14 protein-coding genes and 3 rRNA genes are annotated in these 22,527 nt (G+C 68.9%); 7 read left to right on the top strand and 10 right to left on the bottom strand.

Going from position 1 to position 22,527, the window contains the following annotated elements:
* Positions 1 to 235 precede the first annotated feature (235 nt).
* Both GHR20_RS22115 and GHR20_RS22110 read left to right on the top strand, forming a co-directional pair.
* The gene (locus GHR20_RS22115) at positions 236 to 808 is read left to right on the top strand and encodes a GNAT family N-acetyltransferase (RefSeq protein WP_111584564.1); all 573 of its coding nucleotides are present in this window, start codon (positions 236 to 238) and stop codon (positions 806 to 808) included.
* 49 nt (positions 809 to 857) lie between these two features.
* Positions 858 to 2,033: a crosslink repair DNA glycosylase YcaQ family protein gene (locus GHR20_RS22110; protein WP_153814156.1), complete on the top strand. Its 1,176-nt coding sequence runs from the start codon at positions 858 to 860 to the stop codon at positions 2,031 to 2,033.
* 19 nt (positions 2,034 to 2,052) lie between these two features.
* Here GHR20_RS22110 and GHR20_RS22105 read toward each other — a convergent pair whose 3' ends face one another.
* From GHR20_RS22105 to mtnA, 7 genes are all read right to left on the bottom strand, one after another.
* Positions 2,053 to 2,808: a response regulator transcription factor gene (locus GHR20_RS22105; RefSeq protein WP_148024590.1), complete on the bottom strand. Its 756-nt coding sequence runs from the start codon at positions 2,806 to 2,808 to the stop codon at positions 2,053 to 2,055.
* Positions 2,809 to 3,012: 204 nt separating this feature from the next.
* A complete protein-coding gene (raiA, locus tag GHR20_RS22100) occupies positions 3,013 to 3,705 on the bottom strand; it encodes a ribosome-associated translation inhibitor RaiA (RefSeq protein ID WP_148024589.1) in 693 nt (230 codons plus the stop codon).
* Positions 3,706 to 4,019: 314 nt separating this feature from the next.
* The gene (locus tag GHR20_RS22095) at positions 4,020 to 4,865 is read right to left on the bottom strand and encodes a ComF family protein (RefSeq protein ID WP_153814155.1); all 846 of its coding nucleotides are present in this window, start codon (positions 4,863 to 4,865) and stop codon (positions 4,020 to 4,022) included.
* A 205-nt stretch (positions 4,866 to 5,070) separates the two neighbouring features.
* Positions 5,071 to 6,903 carry an LpqB family beta-propeller domain-containing protein gene (locus GHR20_RS22090; protein ID WP_187279110.1) on the bottom strand — a complete coding sequence of 611 codons (1,833 nt, stop codon included), beginning with the start codon at positions 6,901 to 6,903 and terminating at the stop codon, positions 5,071 to 5,073.
* Entirely contained in the window at positions 6,893 to 9,010 is a 2,118-nt protein-coding gene (gene mtrB, locus GHR20_RS22085; RefSeq protein ID WP_194858955.1) for an MtrAB system histidine kinase MtrB, read from the bottom strand. Before mtrB ends, GHR20_RS22090 begins: the two co-directional genes overlap by 11 nt.
* A 1-nt stretch (position 9,011) precedes the next feature.
* A complete protein-coding gene (gene mtrA, locus GHR20_RS22080) occupies positions 9,012 to 9,701 on the bottom strand; it encodes a two-component system response regulator MtrA (protein WP_187279108.1) in 690 nt (229 codons plus the stop codon).
* A 144-nt stretch (positions 9,702 to 9,845) separates the two neighbouring features.
* Positions 9,846 to 10,988, bottom strand: coding sequence for an S-methyl-5-thioribose-1-phosphate isomerase (mtnA, locus tag GHR20_RS22075; RefSeq protein WP_153814154.1), 1,143 nt, complete (start codon positions 10,986 to 10,988; stop codon positions 9,846 to 9,848).
* A 140-nt stretch (positions 10,989 to 11,128) separates the two neighbouring features.
* Here mtnA and GHR20_RS22070 point away from each other — a divergent pair, with 140 nt between their 5' ends.
* From GHR20_RS22070 to GHR20_RS22050, 5 genes are read left to right on the top strand one after another with little or no spacing between them, the layout of a single operon-like run.
* Entirely contained in the window at positions 11,129 to 12,478 is a 1,350-nt protein-coding gene (locus tag GHR20_RS22070; protein ID WP_153814153.1) for a hypothetical protein, read from the top strand.
* 52 nt (positions 12,479 to 12,530) lie between these two features.
* A complete protein-coding gene (locus GHR20_RS22065) occupies positions 12,531 to 13,265 on the top strand; it encodes a DUF4129 domain-containing protein (protein ID WP_153814152.1) in 735 nt (244 codons plus the stop codon).
* On the top strand, positions 13,262 to 14,455 hold the full coding sequence (locus tag GHR20_RS22060; protein ID WP_153814151.1) for a DUF4350 domain-containing protein: 1,194 nt from the start codon (positions 13,262 to 13,264) through the stop codon (positions 14,453 to 14,455). The genes GHR20_RS22065 and GHR20_RS22060 overlap by 4 nt, the downstream gene beginning before the upstream one ends.
* Complete coding sequence (locus tag GHR20_RS22055; protein ID WP_153814150.1) at positions 14,452 to 15,444, top strand: MoxR family ATPase; 993 nt, start codon at positions 14,452 to 14,454, stop codon at positions 15,442 to 15,444. The genes GHR20_RS22060 and GHR20_RS22055 overlap by 4 nt, the downstream gene beginning before the upstream one ends.
* On the top strand, positions 15,444 to 16,754 hold the full coding sequence (locus GHR20_RS22050; RefSeq protein WP_153814149.1) for a DUF58 domain-containing protein: 1,311 nt from the start codon (positions 15,444 to 15,446) through the stop codon (positions 16,752 to 16,754). The genes GHR20_RS22055 and GHR20_RS22050 overlap by 1 nt, the downstream gene beginning before the upstream one ends.
* A 102-nt stretch (positions 16,755 to 16,856) precedes the next feature.
* Here the strand turns inward: GHR20_RS22050 and rrf are convergent.
* The 3 genes from rrf to GHR20_RS22035 form a co-directional block, all read right to left on the bottom strand.
* Positions 16,857 to 16,973, bottom strand: a 5S ribosomal RNA gene (rrf, locus tag GHR20_RS22045).
* A 72-nt stretch (positions 16,974 to 17,045) separates the two neighbouring features.
* Positions 17,046 to 20,165: ribosomal RNA gene (locus GHR20_RS22040) — 23S ribosomal RNA — on the bottom strand.
* 316 nt (positions 20,166 to 20,481) lie between these two features.
* Positions 20,482 to 22,006, bottom strand: a 16S ribosomal RNA gene (locus GHR20_RS22035).
* The 16S, 23S and 5S rRNA genes sit together here, the layout of an rRNA operon.
* Between the last annotated feature and the right edge of the window lie 521 nt (positions 22,007 to 22,527).

Below are 22,527 nucleotides of genomic sequence, written 5' to 3'. Positions count from 1 at the left end.
CGGTCGGGCCTGGGACGGTCGGGTTTCCATGTGACGTACTGAGCAACGGCCATCGTATGCGAGGACCCCGCCGCGCCGGGAGTGCCTGGTGTCCCGGCCGCTGCTTCACAGGGACAACGGACGGAATACGCGGATAGTGCCGCATCGGCGCAGGGATTTATGCGAAATGTGATCGCGCGCTCACGGATCGGGGAAATCGATGGCCCCCGCCGGGCGGTACGAGCAGAATCGCCCGATGGAACCCGTCACGCTCACCACCGGTCGTCTCCGTCTGCGCGCCGTCGGACCGGCCGACACCGAGGCCGTGTACGAGGCCGCCCAGGACCCCGACATCCAGCGCTGGACCACGATCCCCTCCCCGTACCTGCCCGAGCACGCGCGCGGCTTCACGGAGGAGATGGTCCCGGGCGGCTGGGCGCACGGTTCGATGTTCACCTGGGGGATCTTCCTCGCCGGCGGGGAGCTGGCCGGCATGCTCAGCCTGACCATGCGCGCCCCGGCGGTGGCGGAGGTCGGTTTCTGGGCCGCCAAGGAGCACCGCGGCCTCGGCCATGTCACCCAGGGCGTGCTCGCCGCCTGCCGCTGGATCTTCACCGACCTGGGCGTCGACCGGGTCGAGTGGCGCGCCGAGGTCGGCAACCACGGCTCGCGCGGGGTCGCCGAACGCGCGGGCTTCACCCTGGAGGGCACCCTGCGCTCGGCCATCAACAACAAGGGGGTGCGCCGGGACTGCTGGATCGCCTCCCTGCTCCCCTCGGACCTCGGGCTGCCGTCCGCCGCCCCCTACCTGCCCGGCCCGGCTCGGTAGACCGCACCTCGGGACGGGTTGTCAGTGCCGCCAACTATCGTCCAGAGGCATGACGACCCTGCCGCGCCCGACCATCACGCTCACCGCGGACGACGCCCGCCGTATCGCCCTGCGGGCCCAGGGCCTGCTCGGCGCGCCCGACCGGCGGGCCGGGGTGCGCGGGGTGCTGCGCCATCTCGGCGCGGTCCAGCTCGACACCATCTCGGTCCTCGCTCGCTCGCACGAACTGGTGCCGTACGCCCGCCTCGGCGCCGTCGGCCGCACCACGGTGGAGGACGCCTACTGGAAGGACACGCACGCCTTCGAGTACTGGTCGCACGCCGCCTGCCTGCTGCCCGTCGAGGAGTGGCCGCACTTCGCCTTCCGCCGCCGCGCCTACCGCAACCGCCCCCACTGGAACCACGAACTCCCGGACGGGGTCTACGAACAGGTCGTCAAGCAGCTGCGCGCCGAGGGCCCGCTGACCGCGACCGAACTGGGCGGCGCGAAGCGCACCAGCGAGTGGTGGGACTGGTCGGGCACCAAGGTCGCGGTCGAGCGGGCGCTGATGTACGGCGAGGTGGTGTGCGTCGAGCGCCGCGGCTGGAAGCGGGTGTACGACCTCGCCGAGCGCGCCGTCCCCGCCGCGCTGCTGCACGACGAGCTGGACGACGCCGAATGCCTGCGCCGCCTGGTCCGGCTGGCCGGCGAGTCCCTGGGGGTGGGCACGCGTGCGGACATCGCCGACTACCACCGGCTGAAGGGCGAGCAGGTGGACGCGGTGCTCGCGGACTCGGGTCTGGTGCCGGTCGAGGTCGAGGGCTGGGGCAAACCGGCGTGGGCGGACCCGGCGGCCCTGGCGACCCCGCCGCGCGGCCGCCACCGCACCACCCTGCTCTCGCCCTTCGACTCGCTGATCTGGGAACGGGCGCGCACCGAACGGATCTTCGGCTTCACCCACCGCCTGGAGGCGTACACCCCCAAGCCCAAGCGGGTGTACGGCTACTTCGCCATGCCGGTGCTCGCGGGCGGCCGCCTCGTCGGGCGCGTCGACCCGGCCCGCGAGGGCCGCACCCTGGTGGCCCGGCAGGTCACCCTGGACGGCCCCAAGGTGGTCCCCGCCCTCGCCCAGGCCCTGCTGGAGGCGGCCACCTGGGTGAACTGCACGAACGTCCGGGTGGAGCGCGTGGACGACCCCGCCCTGCGCGAGCCGCTCACCACGGAACTCGCCCGCGCCCTCGGCTGAGGCTCGGCTCGGGTACCGGCTAGCGGATCTCCAGGATCTTCTCCCGCATCGCGTAGACCACGGCTTCCATCCGGGAGTGCAGCTGGAGTTTCTCCAGGATGTTGCGGACGTGGTTCTTCACGGTGTTCTCGGAGATGAACAACTCCTTGGCGATGTCCCGGTTGTTCATCCCCGTGGCGACGAGTTTGAGGACTTCCAGTTCACGGTCGGTCAGCCGGGGCGCGGGCACCAGCCGGCGCTCGTCGGTGCGCTGGATCATCGACTTGAACTCGGTGAGGAGTTTCGACGCCATGGACGGGCTGATCTGCGACTGCCCGTCGGCGACCGCGCGAATGGCGGTGGCCACCTCGTCGGTGGAGATCTCCTTGAGCAGATATCCGGTGGCGCCCGCCTTGATCGCGTCGTAGAGGTCGGCCTCCTCGTCGCTGATCGTCAGCATGATGATCTTCGCGCTGGGGGCGACCTCCTTGATGGAGGTGCACGCCTCGATCCCCCCGCGCCGGGGCATCCGGACGTCCATCAGGATGATGTCCGGCAGCAGATCGGCGGCCTTGTCCACGGCCTCGGCGCCGTCGCCGGCCTCGCCGACGACCTGGATGTCCTCCTCGGCCGCGAGCACGATCTCCAGGCCGCGTCTGAAGAGGGCATGGTCGTCCACCACCAGGACTCTGATCGGTTCATCCCGCGAAGAGCCCCCGTCGGAGCACCTGCCGAGCACACCGTCGTCGGTGTCTTCGGCCTCCTCGCTCCGCATCGGTCCGAAGGTGTCCGCCATCGTTCCTCCCCCTGAAGGCTGTGGCCTGTGTGGTCCCGTGCCATCGCCAACCCAAGGCAGCGGCCCACCGGTTGGGCCCTTGCGACCATGATTTCATGCCGGAACGGCACCGAGGCGCCGTGCGCGGCGCGAAGTGGTCGCACACTGGTGCCCCGGGGGCGCACACGCGCTCCAGGGGCACCGGTCGGGCGTCGAGCCGGGCGGTCAGCCGCCCAGCGTGCCCCCTGCCGCCGGGGGCTGCGCCTCGGCGACCATCGGGTCCGTGTTGAGGTGGATCACGCCGTAGTCGTAGGCGTGGCGACGGTAGACGACGCTCGGCTCCTTCGTCTCGGAGTCGACGAACAAGTAGAAGTCATGGCCGACCAGTTCCATCTCGTAGAGGGCCTGGTCCAGGCTCATCGGGGAGGCGACGTGGGTCTTCTCGCGGACGACGAGGGGGCCTTCGCCCTTGACCTCGAGGGAGCCGATCTTCGTGGTCGGCACTCCGTCCGCCTCGTCCTCCCCCACCGGGACGCCGTTTCCGTTGAGCGTCGCCGCGCCCGGGACGTGGTCGGGGACCTCCGCCGCCGAGATCCGCCGTGAGCCGCGGCGCGAGAACCGCTTGTCGTGCTGCTTGCGCAGACGCGCGTCCAGCTTTTCCGCCGCCATGTCGAGTGCCGCGTACGGGTCGCTCGCCGCTGCCTCCGCCCGGATCACCGGGCCCCGGGAGCGGAGCGTGATCTCCACCCGGTCGCAGCGGTCGGCCTGTCGAGGGTTGGGCTCCTTGGACACCTCGACGTCGAGGCTGATCACCTTGCCATCGAGCTTCTGGATCTTCTCCAGCTTCAGCTTCTCGGCCACGTGCTTGCGGAACCGCTCGGGCACCTCGGTCTTGCGGCCTTTGACGACGATGTCCACGCAGAACTCCGTTCCCGGATCACTCCGCCGCTTCGGCGGAGCATCTCCCTTTTGCACCAGGTCCGGTGAGCACCGGACCTCGGACTCGGTGACGTCCACCTCCTCCTCCCCCAAGGGCGAGATCTCCACCCCACTGGCGCGGGTCATTGCGTAAAACCCGCGTCACGGCATTCGGATATGAGAGGTGTGGCCTGCGCCTCTTTCCTCACAACCGAACATATCTCGCCCGGACGGATGTCGTCACCCTCTACTGCCGCGTACCTCCGTTCAGGTGAATAAACCCTGTCACTACCTGCAACGATGCAGGTCGGCGGTCAGTTCCTGTTCATTTCGAAAGAATCCACGGGCGCGGCGATCACAGCCGCGCACGGCGGTGAGCCGACGGCGTTCACCGGCGTCTTATTCGCTGCACCATGCACCCACTTCCTCTTGCGCCACTTCCCCTTCTCGGGTCCTCCGGTGCTTCGTTCCTCCCTTACTTCCCGAGTTGCGTTCTCGTACACAGCTCTTGACCCGCCGATTCGCAGCGCCCGTGCCGCCTCCGCGAGACTGGCGCCGGTGGTGACGAGGTCGTCGACCAGCACGACCCGGCCCCCGGCCAGTAGCCGGTCCCCGCCCGCCGTCACCTCCAGCGCGCCCGCCAGGTTCGCCAGGCGCCGCCGCGCGTCCAGCCCCGCCTGGTCCGCCACGGGCCTCCGCTGGCGCAGCACCGCGGCCACCCGGGCCGGTGTCCCGGTGCGCCGCAGCTCCCCGGCCGCCGCGAGCGCCATGCGCCGTACCGGGTCGTGCCCCCGCGCCCGCACGGCCCAGCGCGCGGAGGGCACGGGCACGAGCACGACGGTCCCCGAAGTCCCGGTCCCGGCCGATGCGTCGAGGCCCGCCCGCACGGCCCCCGCCAAGGCCGCGCCCAGCGCTCCCGTGAGCGTCAGCGCGCCCCGCTCCTTGTGCGCGAGAAGCAGCGCGCGCACCGCCTCCGCGTACGGCGCCGACGCGTACACCGCCGGCAGCCCCGCCGGCTCCGGCCGCGGCCGCACCCGCCGGGGAGCGCTCCCGGCCAGCGCGGTCCGGCAGCGCGCGCAGAGTGTCGTACGAGGTGCTCCACAGCCCGCGCAGTCGGTCGGCAGCACCAGGTCGGTGAGGTCCCGCCACCACCCCCGCATGACCACCACTGTGCCAAGGCCGGAGCCGGCCCACCACCCCTGTGGACAACGGCCTGTGGATAACCCGCACAGGCCGTCTCCGGGCTCTGGCAAGGGTCCTCGGCCGGGCTCTTCCGTCCGGTCCGCTCAGCCCGGACGGACCGCTCAGACGGGACCGACCGCTCAGACGGGACCGACCGGTCAGACGTCAGCCCGAATCGACCGCTCAGCCCGGATAGACCGGTGCCGTGCCGTCCTTGTCGATCTTCTGCCACTGCGCCCCGGTCGGCAGCCGGACGATCCCGTCGTCCGAGTAGGCCACCAGCGGCACCCGGTCGTCCTCGGAGGCGGCGATCGCCTTCACCCCGGGCAGCGCGCCGGGCGCCGGACCGTCGAGGGTGGCGCCGTCGACCTGGACGTAGCGCATCTGCTGCACGCCGCCCTGCTCCTGGCCGACCACCAGCAGCTGGCTGTCCCCGGCCCAGGTCATGGCGCTGACCTGCTCCAAGTCGGGCGCGGCAGGACGGAGTTGGACCACCGAGGGCGCCTCTCCGGCCCGGTCCCCGTGCTCGATCCGGCCGATCTGCAGGGACTGCTTGCCGTCCTTCTCCACGACCAGCGCGACCCGTACGCCGTCGGCGGCCACCCGGACGTCCTTGATCCGGCCGGGCAGGCCCGGGACGGCGACCTTCTCCGCCTTGGCGGAGCCGTGCTCCACGACGTACAGACCGGTGGCCCGCGGATCGCGGTCGGCCACCCACAGGTCGCCGCGCGCGTCCCAGCTGGGTGTGGTCAGCCGGTCGGCGGGCGTCGGACCCTTGCTGGTGACCAGCGCGTCGCCGAGCGAGGCGTCCGAGGTCAGCGAGGTCACGCGCAGCGTCGTGCCGTAGTCGTCGACCGCCGCCACGCTGCGCTCGTCCCGCGACACGGCCACCGACCGGAGGGTCTTGTCGCCCTCGCCGAGCGCGCCCGGCACCTGCACGGACCCGGTGCCGGTGCCCCCGGTCGGCATCCGCACCAGCCGGTGCCTGCCGTCGACGTAGTACAGGTATTCGGGCCGCTTGGACGAGCCGTGCCAGGCGGCGGACTCGGCGCGCTCCTCGGTCAGATCGCACAGCCGACGGCCGCCGGTGCCCTGCAACTCGACGGACTCCAGGGTCGGCGCCAGGTTCCGCAGCGTGAACAGCAGCTGGGCGGCCATCTCGGTGCACCTGGACGCGGAGACGTGCGACTGCTTGAGGTTCAGGGGCACCGTCAGCCGGTTCTGGTCGTCCGGCGCCAGCCCGGACACGCCCTTCTGGAGGGCCGTACCGGTCGGGAAACTGGACCGCACCACCGGGCCGAGCCAGCGGGACGGCGGGCCCAGCACCGAGCGGACCATCTGCGTCATCGCGTCGACCTTGCTGCGCACGAACACCGGATCGGCGACCGCCACCGGCTCCCCGGCCGCCCCGACCGACGTACCGGAGGCGAAGTAGTACTTGTCGACGGACGTGTAGTTGCGCTGGAAGTCCGACTTGCCCATGACCACGCCGTCGGGCAGCTCGTCGATGCGCCACTGCCCGGACTTGCCGTCCCGGGTCAGATGCACCTTCTTGCGGTAGGTGCCGGCCGCGGGCTCGTACGCCTGCTGCTCGTCGACCGTGGCCACCCGGGTGCCGCTCAGCACACAGGTGATGCTGTTGGCCGCCTCCCGGCTGCCCGCGCGGCAGTCCGTCTCGATGCTCGGCCCGTTCGCGAGGACCGTGGTCGACAGCTCGGGCCGCCAGGTGCGCGCGGCGTCGTCCCCCAGGTACTTGCGGGCCGTGTCGTACGACGGGTCGTCGCTGGTCAGCGCCTCCAGGAAGCCCTGCATGATCTCGCCCGGGTTGGCGTCCTCGGCGGGCGGCATGGCGAATACCCGTACCCCGGTGTCCTGCCGGGGCGTGGACTCCACGTCCCGCAGATCACCGCTGTCGGGCATGGAGGCGCACCCGGCCAGCAGAACGACCCCCAAGGCGGTGTACGCCGCCGCGCGCCACGGCTTTCGCCGGACGCCCCCCTCGCGGTCAGCGCCCACGAAATGCCTCCCCTGGCTCGGTCGAATCCTCCGGCCGCGCCGTCCGAGGCCGCTCGGATTCCGGTCGTACCGCCCCGGCGTCCGCCCCCGGATCCGCGGCGGGCCGCTCCTCCGGGCGCCGTACGGGCCCCGTGGGCCGGGGCACCACGCGCGTGCCGTTGCCGTTGCCGGGCAGCGCGGTCGGGTCGGCGGTGGGCGCGACGGGGGCGCGCGGGGGCAGCGCGGGCGCATGGCCGCCGCTCTGCTGCGCCGGAACGGTCGCCCGCTTCTCCGTGCGGGGCGCCCCGGAGTCGTCGGGGCGGCGCCTGCGGCGCGCGTCCTTGGGCTCCAGCGGTATCGGCGAGCCCCGCAGCGGCTCGTCCGCGGTCCTGGGCAGCGTCAGCCGGAACTGCGAACCGCCGCCCGGCTCGCCCCATGCCTGGAGCCAGCCGCCGTGCAGTCGCGCGTCCTCCAGGGCGATCGACAGTCCGAGGCCGGTGCCCCCGGTGGTGCGGGCGCGGGCCGGGTCGGCCCGCCAGAAACGGCTGAACACACGGGTCGCCTCGCCCGGCTTGAGCCCGACGCCGTAGTCGCGCACCGCGACGGCGACCGCGCCGCCGGCGGAGGCCAGCCTGACGACGACGTCCTTGCCCTCACCGTGCTCGACGGCGTTGACGACGAGATTGCGCAGCACCCGCTCCACCCGCCGGGCGTCGGCCTCGGCGACCACGGGCTGCAGGTCGCCGACGACCCGTATCCGGGTGCCCTTGCGCTCGGCGAGCGGCTCGGCGCCGCCGACCACGCGCCGTACGACCTCCCGGAGATCGATCGGCTCGGCCTCCAGGGCGGCCGCGCCCGCGTCGAAGCGGCTGATCTCCAGCAGGTCGGCGAGCAGCGACTCGAAGCGGTCCAGCTGGTCGGCGAGCAGCTCGGCGGAGCGCGCGGTCACCGGGTCGAAGTCCTGGCGGGCCTCATGGATGACATCGGCGGCCATCCGGACCGTCGTCAGCGGGGTGCGCAGCTCGTGCGAGACGTCCGAGACGAACCGGCGCTGCATCCGCGACAGGTCCTCCAGCTGCTGGATCTTGCCCTGGAGGTTCTGCGCCATCTTGTTGAACGCCTCGCCCAGCCGGGCGATGTCGTCCTCGCCGGTGACCTTCATGCGTTCCTGGAGCCGGCCGGCGGACAGCCGCTCGGCGATCCCGGCCGCCATCCGCACCGGCGTGACGACCTGCCGCACCACCAGCCAGGCGATGGCGCCCAGCAGGACGACGACGAACAGCCCGGCGGTCGCCAGGGTGCCCTTGACCAGGCTGAGGGACTTCTCCTCCTGCGTGAGCGGGAAGAGGTAGTACAGCTCGTACGGCCGTCCGTTCGGGTCGTTGACCTGCTTGCCGATGACCAGCGCGGGCTGCGAGTCCTTGCCGTTGGAGTAGACGATCCGGGTGTAGCTCTGGGCGGCCGTCATGCCGTTGTTGACCCGGTGGCGCAGGTCGGTGGGGACGCTGGAGGTCGGGTTGACGTTGCCGGAGCCGCGCGGGCTGCGGCCGCCGCCGCTCTCGTCGCCGACGGGCAGCGTCACCACGTCGAAGGCGCCCGCGCCGCCGCTGGACAGCGACTCCACGAGGTCGCTCATCCACTGGATGACGTTCTGCGTGGGCCGGCCGTCCGCGCCCGCGGTGCCGTCCGTGCTGCCGTCGGCGGTGCCGGGCGTGGTGCCGGTGCCCGTGCCGTTGGTGCCCGCCGCCTCGTCGGCGCGTTGCTTGGCCACCGCGAAGCCGCCCGTGGCCTGGCTCTGCGAGGCGCGCACCTTGGCGTCCAGGAGTCCGTTGCGCACCTGCCCGATCACGACGAAGCCGAGCAGCAGGACGACGCCCAGCGACATCAGCAGCGTGGTGGCGACGACCCTGAGCTGGATGTTGCGCCGCCACAGCCGCATCACCGGCAGCAGCGGCCGGCGCACCCAGCGCAGGAAGAGCCGCAGGACCGGGCTGCCCTGCACCCCGCCCTGCATCAGTCCGCCCTCGAAGAGGCGCCTCAAGCGGGTACCCGCCGCCGTCCGGCCGACAGGCCGCTTCGGGCGTTCCCCGGGCAGGCCGGATCCCGAAGCGACACTGTCCTCGGACACGTCAGCTCGGTCCCGCCTTGTAACCGACACCACGGACGGTCACCACGATCTCCGGCCGCTCCGGGTCCTTCTCGACCTTGGAGCGCAGCCGCTGTACATGCACGTTGACCAGGCGGGTGTCGGCGGCGTGGCGGTAGCCCCACACCTGTTCGAGCAGCACCTCGCGGGTGAACACCTGCCAGGGCTTGCGGGCGAGCGCGACCAGCAGGTCGAACTCCAGCGGGGTCAGCGCGATCGACTGCCCGTCCCGCTTCACCGAGTGCCCGGCCACGTCGATGACCAGGTCACCGATGGTCAGCTGCTCGGGCGCCGGCTCCTCGGAGCGCCGCAGCCGGGCCCGGATCCGGGCCACCAGTTCCTTCGGCTTGAACGGCTTGACGATGTAGTCGTCCGCGCCCGACTCCAGGCCGACCACGACGTCCACGGTGTCGCTCTTGGCCGTGAGCATCACGATCGGCACACCGGACTCGGCGCGGATCAGCCGGCACACCTCGATGCCGTCCCGTCCGGGCAGCATCAGGTCGAGGAGCACCAGATCGGGCTTGCTCTCACGGAACGCGGCCAGCGCCTTGTCGCCGTCGGCTACGAAAGACGGCTCAAAACCTTCACCACGCAGCACGATGCCGAGCATCTCGGCCAGTGCGGTGTCGTCGTCGACGACAAGGACTCGTCCCTTCATAAACGACATCATCCCATTCTCGTAACGACGACAGAGGTGCAGGTGAGCAGGCTCACTGGCCTGTGACGATAGTCGTACGGAGCCGTCACTGTCTGCCCCGGCCGTCTCAAGGGGGCGCTCCGCGGCGCCGGACCCGGGTCCGGCGCCGCGCTCCGGTCAGCCGGTCGCCGCCTCGCGCGCCCGCTCGCAGACCTCCGCGAGCGCGTCGGCCGACACCGGCGTGACGACGCCCTCCTCGGTGACGATGGCCGTCACCAGCTCGGGCGGCGTCACATCGAACGCCGGGTTGTACGCCTGCGTCCCCAGCGGCGCCACCGGGATCCCGCCGCCGGGCCCGGTGATCTGCGCCTGCGGCGCCATCACCTCGGTCACCTCGAAGCCGGGACGCTGCTCGACCTCGATGGACGCGCCGTCGGGGGTGTCCGGATCGATCGTGGTCAGCGGCGCCACCACGATGAACGGCACCCCGTGGTGGCGCGCGAGCACGGCGAGCGGATAGCTGCCCACCTTGTTCGCCACCGAGCCGTCCGCCGCGATCCGGTCCGCCCCGATCAGCACCGCGTCCACCTCGCCCGCCGCGAACAGCGAGCCCGCCGCGTTGTCGGTGAGCAGGGTGTACGCCATCCCGTTGCGGGCCGCCTCGTACGCCGTCAGGCGCGCGCCCTGGAGCAGCGGACGCGTCTCGTCCACCCACAGCCGCCGCAGCCGCCCCACGCGATGCGCCGCGAGCGCCACCGCGAAGGCCGTGCCCTCACCGCCCGAGACCAGCGCGCCGGTGTTGCAGTGGGTGAGGAGCCGGTGCCCGCCGCCGGGCAGCAGCTCGTCCAGCAGCGTCAGGCCGTGCGCCGCCATCCGGGCGCTGGCCTCGGCGTCCTGCCGGTGCAGCGTCTTCGCCGCGGCCAGCGCGGCCGCGGTCGCCGCGGCCGGGTCGCCGCTGCGGGCCAGTTCGGCCTCGTGCGCGGCCCGGGCCCGGCGCACACCGACGGACAGGTTCACCGCGGTGGGCCGGGCCTCCTCGATGGAGCGCGCCGCCTCGGGCACGTCGAAGCCCCGCGCGGCGGCGAGCGCGACGCCGTACGCCCCCGCGATACCGAGCAGAGGCGCCCCGCGCACGGCGAGCGAGCGGATCGCCTCCACCAGCGCCGACGCGTCCGTGCACACCAGCTCGACCTCCTCCGCAGGAAGCCTCGTCTGATCGAGAAGGACCAGTACGGGACCTTCGGGTGGTTCCTCCCATCGGATCGCAGGTATTCCGGACGGCCGTTCGTCCCCGCCGCTTCGTGCCTGATGATCAGCCATACGGTCAGTCTGCCCCGGACACCACGGCCAACTGAAGACATCCGGCCCCTACCTCGCCCGGCCGCGGCTTGACCACGCCATGGCACGATGGCCACCAACCTGCCGCCGCGACCGCGGACGGGCACCGAGAAGGAGCTCCGATGACAGACACTCCGGGCTGGGCCTCGCCCGGATCCGACCCGACGCCCGAGGGACGGGAACCCGGCGCGTCCGACACCGCCGACCAGCCCGCGAACGGCTCCGGCGCACCCGCGCCGCAGCCGCAGGCCCCAGGCGCGCAGTGGTCCGGTCAGCAGCCGCCACCCGGCCAGTGGTCCACGCCCACCGGTGCCCCGGGCCAGACCCCGCCGCCCGGCCCGGGCTGGGGCGGCCCCCGGCCCGGGACGCCCGGCGGCGGCTACGGAGGTCCCCCTGGCTACGGCGCCCCCGGCTACGGGCTGCCCGGCGGATACGGAGCCTGGGGCGGCGGCTGGGGCGGTCCCCCGCCCGCGGCCAAGCCCGGCGTCATCCCGCTGCGCCCGCTCGGCGTCGGCGAGATCCTCGACGGCGCCGTCTCCACCCTGCGCACCTACTGGCGCACGGTCCTCGGCATATCCCTTGCGCTCGCGGTGGTCACGCAGGTCATCGCGGTCCTCCTCCAGGGCTACTTCCTGAACCGGACCGCCGCGAGAACGTCCCTCGGCGACCCGGCCATGCCGCCCGGCGAGGCGCTCCGGGTCATGGGCGAGTCGTTCCTCAGCTCCTTCGCCCTGGGCCTGATCACCCTGATCGGCACCCTCATCGCCACCGCGATGCTGACGAGCGTGACCAGCCGCGCGGTCCTCGGCAGGCCGGCCACCCTGGGCGAGGCGTGGCGGGAGGCCCGCCCGCAACTGCTGAAGCTGTTCGGCCAGATGCTCCTGCTCGGTCTCCTCGGCGTCGGCATCATGCTGGTCGCCTCGGTGCCCGGCGTCATCGGCTTCCTCGCCGGCAGCCGGATCGCCGGAACCGCGCTCCTGCTCCTCGGCTTCGTCGCCGGCGGGGTCGTGTCCATGTGGCTGATGGTGCGCTTCTCCCTGGCCGCGCCCGCGCTGATGCTGGAGAAGCAGGGCATCATGCACTCCCTGCGCCGCTCCGCCAAGCTGGTGCACGGCTCCTGGTGGCGCATCCTCGGCATCCAGCTCCTGTCCGGGCTCATCGTCGGCGTCGTCCGGGTCGTGATCTCGATCCCCTTCACCCTCATCGCCCTGATCGCGAGCGACGACGGCCTGTCCAGCCTGCTCGGCCAGAACGGGGGACACGTCGGCTGGACCTTCCTGCTGATCGTCGGCATCGGCGCGGTGATCGGCACCACCATCACCCTGCCGATCTCCGCCTGCGTCACCGTGTTCCTCTACATCGACCAGCGCATCCGGCGCGAGGGCCTCGACCTCGAACTGGCCCGCGCCGCCGGTGTCCAGGGCACCTTGGCCCCCGCGGGCGCCGCCCCCGGGCCCGTCCCCGGGAGCTGACCGGGTGCTCTTCACGGGGGGATCGTCCACGGCGCCGGGTTCGCCCGGCGCCGTGGCCACAGTCGTACACGGCTTACTGCGCGCCTCGGGCACGTCCGTCCTCGCGGCCGGCGGCCCCGGTGACACACCACCGGTGACCGTCCCGCGCGACCCCGCCCGCGAGGCGGCCCGGCGCGAACTGGCCAAGCGCATGTACCACGAGAACGACCCCGGCCTGTTCGAGCGCGCCCTGAAGGCGTTCTGGAACTGGCTCGACGACCTGTTCGGCAGCGCCGCGGGACCGACCCCCGGCGGCGCGGTCGGCCTCCTGGTCGTGATCCTCTTCGTCCTCGCCGTCCTGGCCGCCCTGTGGTGGCGCCTGGGCACCCCGCGCCGCCGCCCGGCCCGCACCGCCGCCGTCCTGTTCGACGACGGCCCGCGCAGCGCCGCCGAACACCGCGCGGCCGCCGAGGCGCACGCGGCCCAGAGCCACTGGAGCCAGGCCGTCCAGGAACGCATGCGCGCCGTCGTCCGCTCCCTGGAGGAGCGCACCGTGCTCGACATCCGGCCGGGTCGCACCGCCGACGAGGCCGCCGCCGAGGCCGGCCGCGCCCTGCCCGCGCACACCGGCCGACTGCGCGCCGCCGCCCGGGAGTTCGACGACGTGACATACGGCGGACGCGCCGCGAGCGAGGAGTCGTACCAGCGGCTCGCCGAACTCGACCGCGACCTGGAACGCACCAGGCCCGCCCACGCCGACAGCGCGGCCATAACGGCCCACAGCAGCAGCCGGGGGGCCGCCGAGTGACCACCGAGGCCGCGGCACCGACCGCCGCCACCTCCACCGCGCCCACGGCCCGCACCGTGTGGACCCGGACCCGAGGCATCGTCCTCGCCGTCGTACTGCTGCTGGCCGCGGCCGTCGCCATGGCCGCCGTACGGTCCACCGAGCGGCACGGCCGACTGGACCCGCGCTCCGCCGACCCCTACGGCAGCCGCGCCGTCGCCCAGTTGCTGGCCGACCGGGGGGTCACCACGCGCGTGGTCACCACCCTGAGCGCCGCCCGCGCCGCCGCGGGCCCCGACACCACCCTCCTGGTCGCCGTCCCCGACCGGCTCACCGACGGCCAGCAGAGCGAACTGCGCCGGGCGACCGCCCACTCCGGCGGCCGCACCGTCCTCGTCGCGGCGAGCGGCTGGTCCATCGGCCGGCTCGCCCCCGGAGTCAGCGCCGACCCCGCCGACAGCCTCGGCTCCGCCCTGGCCCCCGCCTGCGCCCTGCCCGAGGCCCGGCGCGCGGGCACCGCCGACACCGGCGGCGTCCGCTACACCACCACCCGGCTCGACGCCGACTCCTGCTACCCGAGCGCACGGCTCGCCACCCTGCTGCGCGTCCCGGCCGCATCCGGAGGCGACACCGTTGTGCTCGGCGCGCCCGACATCCTCTACAACGACCGCCTCGACCAGCGGGGCAACGCCTCGCTCGCCCTGCAACTCCTCGGCTCCCGCCCCCATCTGGTCTGGTACCTCCCCTCGCTGTCCGACGCCCCCGCCGCCGGCGACGACAAGAGCTTCTTCGACCTGATCCCCTCGGGCTGGTCCTGGGCCACCCTCCAGCTGTTCATCGCGGCCGTGCTGGCCGCCTTCTGGCGGGGACGCCGCTTCGGACCCCTGGTGCCCGAACGGCTCCCCGTCGCGATCCGCGCCTCCGAGACCGCCGAAGGCCGCGCCCGCCTCTACCGCAAGGCCGCCGCCCGCGACCGCGCCGCCGCCGCGCTGCGCTCCGCCGCCCGCACCCGCCTCGCACCGCTCGTCGGGGTGCCCGTCGCCCAGGCGCACACGCCCGAAGCACTGCTCCCCGCGCTGTCCGCCCATCTCACCGGCGACGGACGGGACATGCGGCCCCTGCTGTTCGGGCCACCACCCGGCGACGACACGGCCCTCATCGCACTCACCGACCAACTCGACGCCCTCGAAAGAGAGGTACGCCGTTCATGACGGACCCGACCACCGACAACGCAGGGCTGACCAAGATCGCGGGCGACCCCCGCGCCTCCCTGGAGTCCCTGCGCGCCGAGATCGCCAAAGCCGTGGTCGGCCAGGACCCCGCCGTGACCGGCCTCGTCGTCGCCCTCCTGTGCCGCGGGCACGTCCTGCTCGAAGGCGTCCCCGGAGTCGCCAAGACGCTGCTCGTGCGCGCCCTCGCGTCCGCCCTCGAACTCGACACCAAGCGCGTCCAGTTCACCCCCGATCTGATGCCGAGCGACATCACCGGCTCACTCGTCTACGACACCCGCTCCGCCGAGTTCTCCTTCCAGGCCGGCCCGGTCTTCACCAACCTCCTGCTCGCGGACGAGATCAACCGCACCCCGCCCAAGACCCAGTCCTCCCTCCTGGAGGCCATGGAGGAACGTCAGGTCACGGTCGACGGCACACCCCGGCCGCTCCCCGAGCCGTTCCTCGTCGCCGCGACACAGAACCCGGTCGAGTACGAGGGCACCTATCCCCTCCCCGAGGCCCAGCTGGACCGCTTCCTGCTCAAGCTGACGATCCCGCTGCCCTCCCGTGAGAACGAGATCGACGTCCTCACCCGCCATGCCTCGGGCTTCGACCCCCGTGATCTGCGCGCCGCGGGCATACGCCCCGTCGCCGGCCCCGCCGACCTGGAGGCGGCCCGCGCCGCGGTCGCCGGGACGACCGTCTCCCCCGAGATCACGGCCTATGTCGTCGATATCTGCCGTGCCACCCGCGAATCCCCTTCCCTCACCATGGGCGTGTCCCCCCGTGGGGCCACCGCCCTTCTGTCCACCGCTCGCGCCTGGGCCTGGCTGACCGGCCGGGACTATGTCATCCCGGACGACGTCAAGGCCCTCGCCCTGCCGACCCTGCGCCACCGCGTCCAGCTGCGCCCGGAGGCGGAGATGGAGGGCGTGACGGCCGACTCGGTCATCAACGCCGTCCTCGCCCACGTCCCGGTCCCCCGCTGATGGCGCTCACCGGACGCGCCGCCCTGCTCGCGGCGCTCGGCTCCCTCCCGGTCGGCATTCTGGAGCCGGGCTGGACGGGCATCCTCGCGGTCAACGGCCCGCTCGCCCTGGCCTGCGCCTGTGACTTCGCGCTGGCCGCGCCCGTACGACGCCTGGTCCTGAACCGCTCGGGCGACACCACCGCCCGGCTCGGTGAGAGCGCCGAAGTGACGCTCACGGTCGCCAACCCGTCGCGCCGGGTCCTGCGGGCGAAGCTCCGGGACGGCTGGCCGCCCAGCAGCTGGCTGCCCGGGACGGAGGTCGAGTCGTCCCGGCACCGGCTGACCGTGCCTCCAGGTGAGCGCAGGCGGGTCACCACCCGGCTGCGTCCCACCCGCCGGGGCGACCGCCAGGCCGACCGTGTGACGATCCGCTCCTACGGCCCCCTCGGGCTATTCTCCCGCCAGGGCGCCCATCGGGTGCCCTGGTCTGTACGGGTTCTGCCCCCGTTCACGAGCCGAAAGCATCTTCCGTCGAAACTCGCTCGATTGCGTGAACTCGACGGTCGTACAAGCGTTTTGACGCGCGGTGAGGGAACGGAATTCGACAGCCTTCGCGAGTACGTCCCCGGCGACGACACCCGTTCGATCGACTGGCGGGCCACCGCCCGGCAGAGCACGGTCGCGGTGCGCACCTGGCGGCCCGAACGCGACCGCCACATCCTTCTCGTGCTGGACACCGGCCGCACCTCGGCCGGCCGGGTGGGCGACGCCCCTCGGCTGGACGCCGCCATGGACGCGGCGCTGCTGCTCGCGGCGCTCGCCTCCCGGGCCGGCGACCGCGTGGATCTGCTCGCCTACGACCGCAGGGCACGCGCCTTGGTCCAGGGCCGCTCCGCCAACGAGCTGCTGCCCTCCCTCGTCGACGCGATGGCCACGCTCGACCCGGAGCTCGTGGAGACCGACAGCCGGGGCCTGACCTCCATGGCCCTGCGCACGGCCCCTCGGCGTTCTCTGATCGTCCTGCTCACGACGCTGGACGCGGCACCGGTGGAGCAGGGGCTGCTCCCGGTGCTCCCCCAGCTCACGCACCGTCATACGGTCCTGGTCGCCGCGGTGGCCGACCCGTACATCGCCCGGATGGCGACGGCCCGGGGCAGCGTGGAGTCGGTGTACGAGGCCGCGGCGGCGGCTCAGGCGCAGAACGAACGTCAGCGCACCGCGGACACGTTGCGCCGGCACGGCGTCACGGTGGTCGACGCGACTCCGGACAATCTGGCACCGGCTCTGGCGGACGCGTACCTGGCTCTGAAGGCGGCGGGTCGGCTGTAGTAGCCGCCGATTCGCCGCCCTTCGGGGTGCTCCCACCCTGAAAAAACGCTCCTGAACGCAGAAAACCCCCGCACCAATGGTGCGGGGGTCTCCCTAAAAATTGTTCGGCGGCGTCCTACTCTCCCACAGGGTCCCCCCTGCAGTACCATCGGCGCTGAAAGGCTTAGCTTCCGGGTTCGAAATGTAACCGGGCGTTTCCCTAACGCTATAACCACCGAAACACTATGAAACTGACAACCGGCACTTTGGTTGTTCGTGGTTTCAGAACCAACACAGTGGACGCGAGCAACTGAGGACAAGCCCTCGGCCTATTAGTACCGGTCACCTCCACCAGTTACCTGGCTTCCAGATCCGGCCTATCAACCCAGTCGTCTACTGGGAGCCTTACCCCATCAAGTGGGTGGGAGTCCTCATCTCGAAGCAGGCTTCCCGCTTAGATGCTTTCAGCGGTTATCCCTCCCGAACGTAGCCAACCAGCCATGCCCTTGGCAGGACAACTGGCACACCAGAGGTTCGTCCGTCCCGGTCCTCTCGTACTAGGGACAGCCCTTCTCAAGACTCCTACGCGCACAGCGGATAGGGACCGAACTGTCTCACGACGTTCTAAACCCAGCTCGCGTACCGCTTTAATGGGCGAACAGCCCAACCCTTGGGACCGACTCCAGCCCCAGGATGCGACGAGCCGACATCGAGGTGCCAAACCATCCCGTCGATATGGACTCTTGGGGAAGATCAGCCTGTTATCCCCGGGGTACCTTTTATCCGTTGAGCGACGGCGCTTCCACAAGCCACCGCCGGATCACTAGTCCCGACTTTCGTCCCTGCTCGACCCGTCGGTCTCACAGTCAAGCTCCCTTGTGCACTTACACTCAACACCTGATTACCAACCAGGCTGAGGGAACCTTTGGGCGCCTCCGTTACTCTTTAGGAGGCAACCGCCCCAGTTAAACTACCCATCAGACACTGTCCCTGATCCGGATCACGGACCCAGGTTAGACATCCAGCACGACCAGACTGGTATTTCAACGACGACTCCACCCACACTGGCGTATGAGCTTCAAAGTCTCCCAGCTATCCTACACAAGCCGAACCGAACACCAATATCAAACTGTAGTAAAGGTCCCGGGGTCTTTCCGTCCTGCTGCGCGAAACGAGCATCTTTACTCGTAGTGCAATTTCACCGGGCCTATGGTTGAGACAGTCGAGAAGTCGTTACGCCATTCGTGCAGGTCGGAACTTACCCGACAAGGAATTTCGCTACCTTAGGATGGTTATAGTTACCACCGCCGTTTACTGGCGCTTAAGTTCTCAGCTTCGCCCCACCGAAATGGAGCTAACCGGTCCCCTTAACGTTCCAGCACCGGGCAGGCGTCAGTCCGTATACATCGCCTTACGGCTTCGCACGGACCTGTGTTTTTAGTAAACAGTCGCTTCTCGCTGGTCTCTGCGGCCACCCCCAGCTCAGGGAGTAAATCCCATCACCGAGCGTGGCCCCCCTTCTCCCGAAGTTACGGGGGCATTTTGCCGAGTTCCTTAACCATAGTTCACCCGAACGCCTCGGTATTCTCTACCTGACCACCTGAGTCGGTTTAGGGTACGGGCCGCCATGAAACTCGCTAGAGGCTTTTCTCGACAGCATAGGATCATCCACTTCACCACAATCGGCTCGGCATCAGGTCTCAGACACATGATGTGCGGATTTACCTACACACCGTCCTACACCCTTACCCCGGGACAACCACCGCCCGGGATGGACTACCTTCCTGCGTCACCCCATCACTCACCTACTAACCGCTTGGTCCGGCGGCTCCACCACTCCCCTCAACTCCGAAGAGATCAGGGCGGCTTCACGGCCTTAGCATCACGATGCTCGATGTTTGACGCTTCACAGCGGGTACCGGAATATCAACCGGTTATCCATCGACTACGCCTGTCGGCCTCGCCTTAGGTCCCGACTTACCCTGGGCAGATCAGCTTGACCCAGGAACCCTTAGTCAATCGGCGCACACGTTTCTCACGTGTGTATCGCTACTCATGCCTGCATTCTCACTCGTCAACCGTCCACAACTACCTTCCGGTGCTGCTTCACCCGGCAGACGACGCTCCCCTACCCATCACAGCACCCGTTGGGGCTATATGCTGCAATGACACGACTTCGGCGGTACGCTTGAGCCCCGCTACATTGTCGGCGCGGAATCACTAGACCAGTGAGCTATTACGCACTCTTTCAAGGGTGGCTGCTTCTAAGCCAACCTCCTGGTTGTCTGTGCGACTCCACATCCTTTCCCACTTAGCGTACGCTTAGGGGCCTTAGTCGATGCTCTGGGCTGTTTCCCTCTCGACCATGGAGCTTATCCCCCACAGTCTCACTGCCGCGCTCTCACTTACCGGCATTCGGAGTTTGGCTAAGGTCAGTAACCCGGTAGGGCCCATCGCCTATCCAGTGCTCTACCTCCGGCAAGAAACACACGACGCTGCACCTAAATGCATTTCGGGGAGAACCAGCTATCACGGAGTTTGATTGGCCTTTCACCCCTAACCACAGGTCATCCCCCAGGTTTTCAACCCTGGTGGGTTCGGTCCTCCACGAAGTCTTACCTCCGCTTCAACCTGCCCATGGCTAGATCACTCCGCTTCGGGTCTTGAGCGTGCTACTGAAACGCCCTGTTCGGACTCGCTTTCGCTACGGCTTCCCCACGCGGGTTAACCTCGCAACACACCGCAAACTCGCAGGCTCATTCTTCAAAAGGCACGCAGTCACGAGAATGTGCAAGCACATTCCGACGCTCCCACGGCTTGTAGGCACACGGTTTCAGGTACTATTTCACTCCCCTCCCGGGGTACTTTTCACCATTCCCTCACGGTACTATCCGCTATCGGTCACCAGGGAATATTTAGGCTTAGCGGGTGGTCCCGCCAGATTCACACGGGATTTCTCGGGCCCCGTGCTACTTGGGTGTCTCTCAAGCAAGCCGCTGACATTTCGACTACGGGGGTCTTACCCTCTACGCCGGACCTTTCGCATGTCCTTCGTCTACATCAACGGTTTCTGACTCGCCCTACGGCCGGCAGACCGTAGAAGAGAGATCCCACAACCCCGCACACGCAACCCCTGCCGGGTCTCACACGCATACGGTTTGGCCTCATCCGGTTTCGCTCGCCACTACTCCCGGAATCACGGTTGTTTTCTCTTCCTGAGGGTACTGAGATGTTTCACTTCCCCTCGTTCCCTCCACTTGCCCTATGTGTTCAGGCAAGGGTGACAGCCCATGACGACTGCCGGGTTTCCCCATTCGGAAACCCCCGGATCAAAGCCTGGTTGACGGCTCCCCGGGGACTATCGTGGCCTCCCACGTCCTTCATCGGTTCCTGGTGCCAAGGCATCCACCGTGCGCCCTTAAAAACTTGGCCACAGATGCTCGCGTCCACTGTGCAGTTCTCAAACAACGACCAGCCACCCATCACCCCGAACCCATCAACGAGTCCGAGTGCACTGGGGCCGGCGACTGAGGAGAAGATCAGATCATTCCCTCAGACACCCAACAGCGTGCCCGACCAGAACCCGTCCGAGGATCATGCGTTCCACACTCCGAAGAGCAGTACTAACAGCCCCCGACCCGGATAACCGGCCGAGTAGTCAACGTTCCACCCATGAGCAACCAGCATCAGACATTCGCCGATGTACTGGCCTCTGACCGAACAAAGTCCGGTAAGAAGTGCTCCTTAGAAAGGAGGTGATCCAGCCGCACCTTCCGGTACGGCTACCTTGTTACGACTTCGTCCCAATCGCTGGTCCCACCTTCGACAGCTCCCTCCCACAAGGGGTTGGGCCACCGGCTTCGGGTGTTACCGACTTTCGTGACGTGACGGGCGGTGTGTACAAGGCCCGGGAACGTATTCACCGCAGCAATGCTGATCTGCGATTACTAGCGACTCCGACTTCATGGGGTCGAGTTGCAGACCCCAATCCGAACTGAGACCGGCTTTTTGAGATTCGCTCCACCTCACGGTATCGCAGCTCATTGTACCGGCCATTGTAGCACGTGTGCAGCCCAAGACATAAGGGGCATGATGACTTGACGTCGTCCCCACCTTCCTCCGAGTTGACCCCGGCGGTCTCCCGTGAGTCCCCAGCACCACAAGGGCCTGCTGGCAACACGGGACAAGGGTTGCGCTCGTTGCGGGACTTAACCCAACATCTCACGACACGAGCTGACGACAGCCATGCACCACCTGTACACCGACCACAAGGGGGGCACTATCTCTAATGCTTTCCGGTGTATGTCAAGCCTTGGTAAGGTTCTTCGCGTTGCGTCGAATTAAGCCACATGCTCCGCCGCTTGTGCGGGCCCCCGTCAATTCCTTTGAGTTTTAGCCTTGCGGCCGTACTCCCCAGGCGGGGCACTTAATGCGTTAGCTGCGGCACGGACAACGTGGAATGTTGCCCACACCTAGTGCCCACCGTTTACGGCGTGGACTACCAGGGTATCTAATCCTGTTCGCTCCCCACGCTTTCGCTCCTCAGCGTCAGTATCGGCCCAGAGATCCGCCTTCGCCACCGGTGTTCCTCCTGATATCTGCGCATTTCACCGCTACACCAGGAATTCCGATCTCCCCTACCGAACTCTAGCCTGCCCGTATCGACTGCAGACCCGGGGTTAAGCCCCGGGCTTTCACAACCGACGTGACAAGCCGCCTACGAGCTCTTTACGCCCAATAATTCCGGACAACGCTCGCGCCCTACGTATTACCGCGGCTGCTGGCACGTAGTTAGCCGGCGCTTCTTCTGCAGGTACCGTCACTTTCGCTTCTTCCCTGCTGAAAGAGGTTTACAACCCGAAGGCCGTCATCCCTCACGCGGCGTCGCTGCATCAGGCTTTCGCCCATTGTGCAATATTCCCCACTGCTGCCTCCCGTAGGAGTCTGGGCCGTGTCTCAGTCCCAGTGTGGCCGGTCGCCCTCTCAGGCCGGCTACCCGTCGTCGCCTTGGTGAGCCGTTACCTCACCAACAAGCTGATAGGCCGCGGGCTCATCCTGCACCGCCGGAGCTTTACACCATCAAGGATGCCCAAGATGGTCATATCCGGTATTAGACCCCGTTTCCAGGGCTTGTCCCAGAGTGCAGGGCAGATTGCCCACGTGTTACTCACCCGTTCGCCACTAATCCACCCCGAAGGGCTTCATCGTTCGACTTGCATGTGTTAAGCACGCCGCCAGCGTTCGTCCTGAGCCAGGATCAAACTCTCCGTGAATGTTTACCGGTAATCCGGTGACACGTTGGAGAGCGGAACGGTCGGAGGAATAGTCCGACCGTTCACAGCGTCCTCGCTGTGTTTATTTCAAAGGAACCACGTCCCGGTCGTGATGACCGGAGACGGGGTATCAACATATCTGGCGTTGACTTTTGGCACGCTGTTGAGTTCTCAAGGAACGGTCGCTTCCTTTGTACTCACCCTCTCGGGCTTTCCTCCGGGCTTCCCTTCGTGTTTCCGACTCTATCAGATCTTTTCTCGATCCGATTTCCTCGGCGCTTTCCAGGTTTCCGCTTTCGCGTTTCCCTTTCCGGCGGTTCCGACTTTATCAGAAGTTCTTGGCCGGTCTGACCGGCCGCTCATTTCTGAGTTAATCGGGAGGATGCTTCTTTTGAATGTCGACAGCGACTTCTTGGAAGCTAGTAGAGTCTAGCGGTCGCCACCGGACGTGTCCAGTTCTAGGCAACTGTTTGAATCTACCTCCCCACGCGACCCGTGTCAACGGCTCTTGTGGGCGAAGA

Origin of the sequence: Streptomyces sp. SUK 48 (assembly GCF_009650765.1) — a bacterium.
Classification (GTDB): Bacteria; Actinomycetota; Actinomycetes; order Streptomycetales; family Streptomycetaceae; genus Streptomyces.
This window is presented reverse-complemented; position numbering and strand designations above follow the sequence as displayed.

Excerpts from the sequence above, each read along its gene's own strand:
- GHR20_RS22070 (WP_153814153.1), top strand. The coding sequence starts at position 11,129 with ATGACAGACACTCCGGGCTGGGCCTCGCCCGGATCCGACCCGACGCCC.
- GHR20_RS22095 (WP_153814155.1), bottom strand. The coding sequence starts at position 4,865 with ATGCGGGGGTGGTGGCGGGACCTCACCGACCTGGTGCTGCCGACCGAC.
- GHR20_RS22050 (WP_153814149.1), top strand. The coding sequence starts at position 15,444 with ATGGCGCTCACCGGACGCGCCGCCCTGCTCGCGGCGCTCGGCTCCCTC.
- GHR20_RS22115 (WP_111584564.1), top strand. The coding sequence starts at position 236 with ATGGAACCCGTCACGCTCACCACCGGTCGTCTCCGTCTGCGCGCCGTC.
- GHR20_RS22110 (WP_153814156.1), top strand. The coding sequence starts at position 858 with ATGACGACCCTGCCGCGCCCGACCATCACGCTCACCGCGGACGACGCC.
- mtnA (WP_153814154.1), bottom strand. The coding sequence starts at position 10,988 with ATGGCTGATCATCAGGCACGAAGCGGCGGGGACGAACGGCCGTCCGGA.
- GHR20_RS22105 (WP_148024590.1), bottom strand. The coding sequence starts at position 2,808 with ATGGCGGACACCTTCGGACCGATGCGGAGCGAGGAGGCCGAAGACACC.
- GHR20_RS22055 (WP_153814150.1), top strand. The coding sequence starts at position 14,452 with ATGACGGACCCGACCACCGACAACGCAGGGCTGACCAAGATCGCGGGC.
- mtrA (WP_187279108.1), bottom strand. The coding sequence starts at position 9,701 with ATGATGTCGTTTATGAAGGGACGAGTCCTTGTCGTCGACGACGACACC.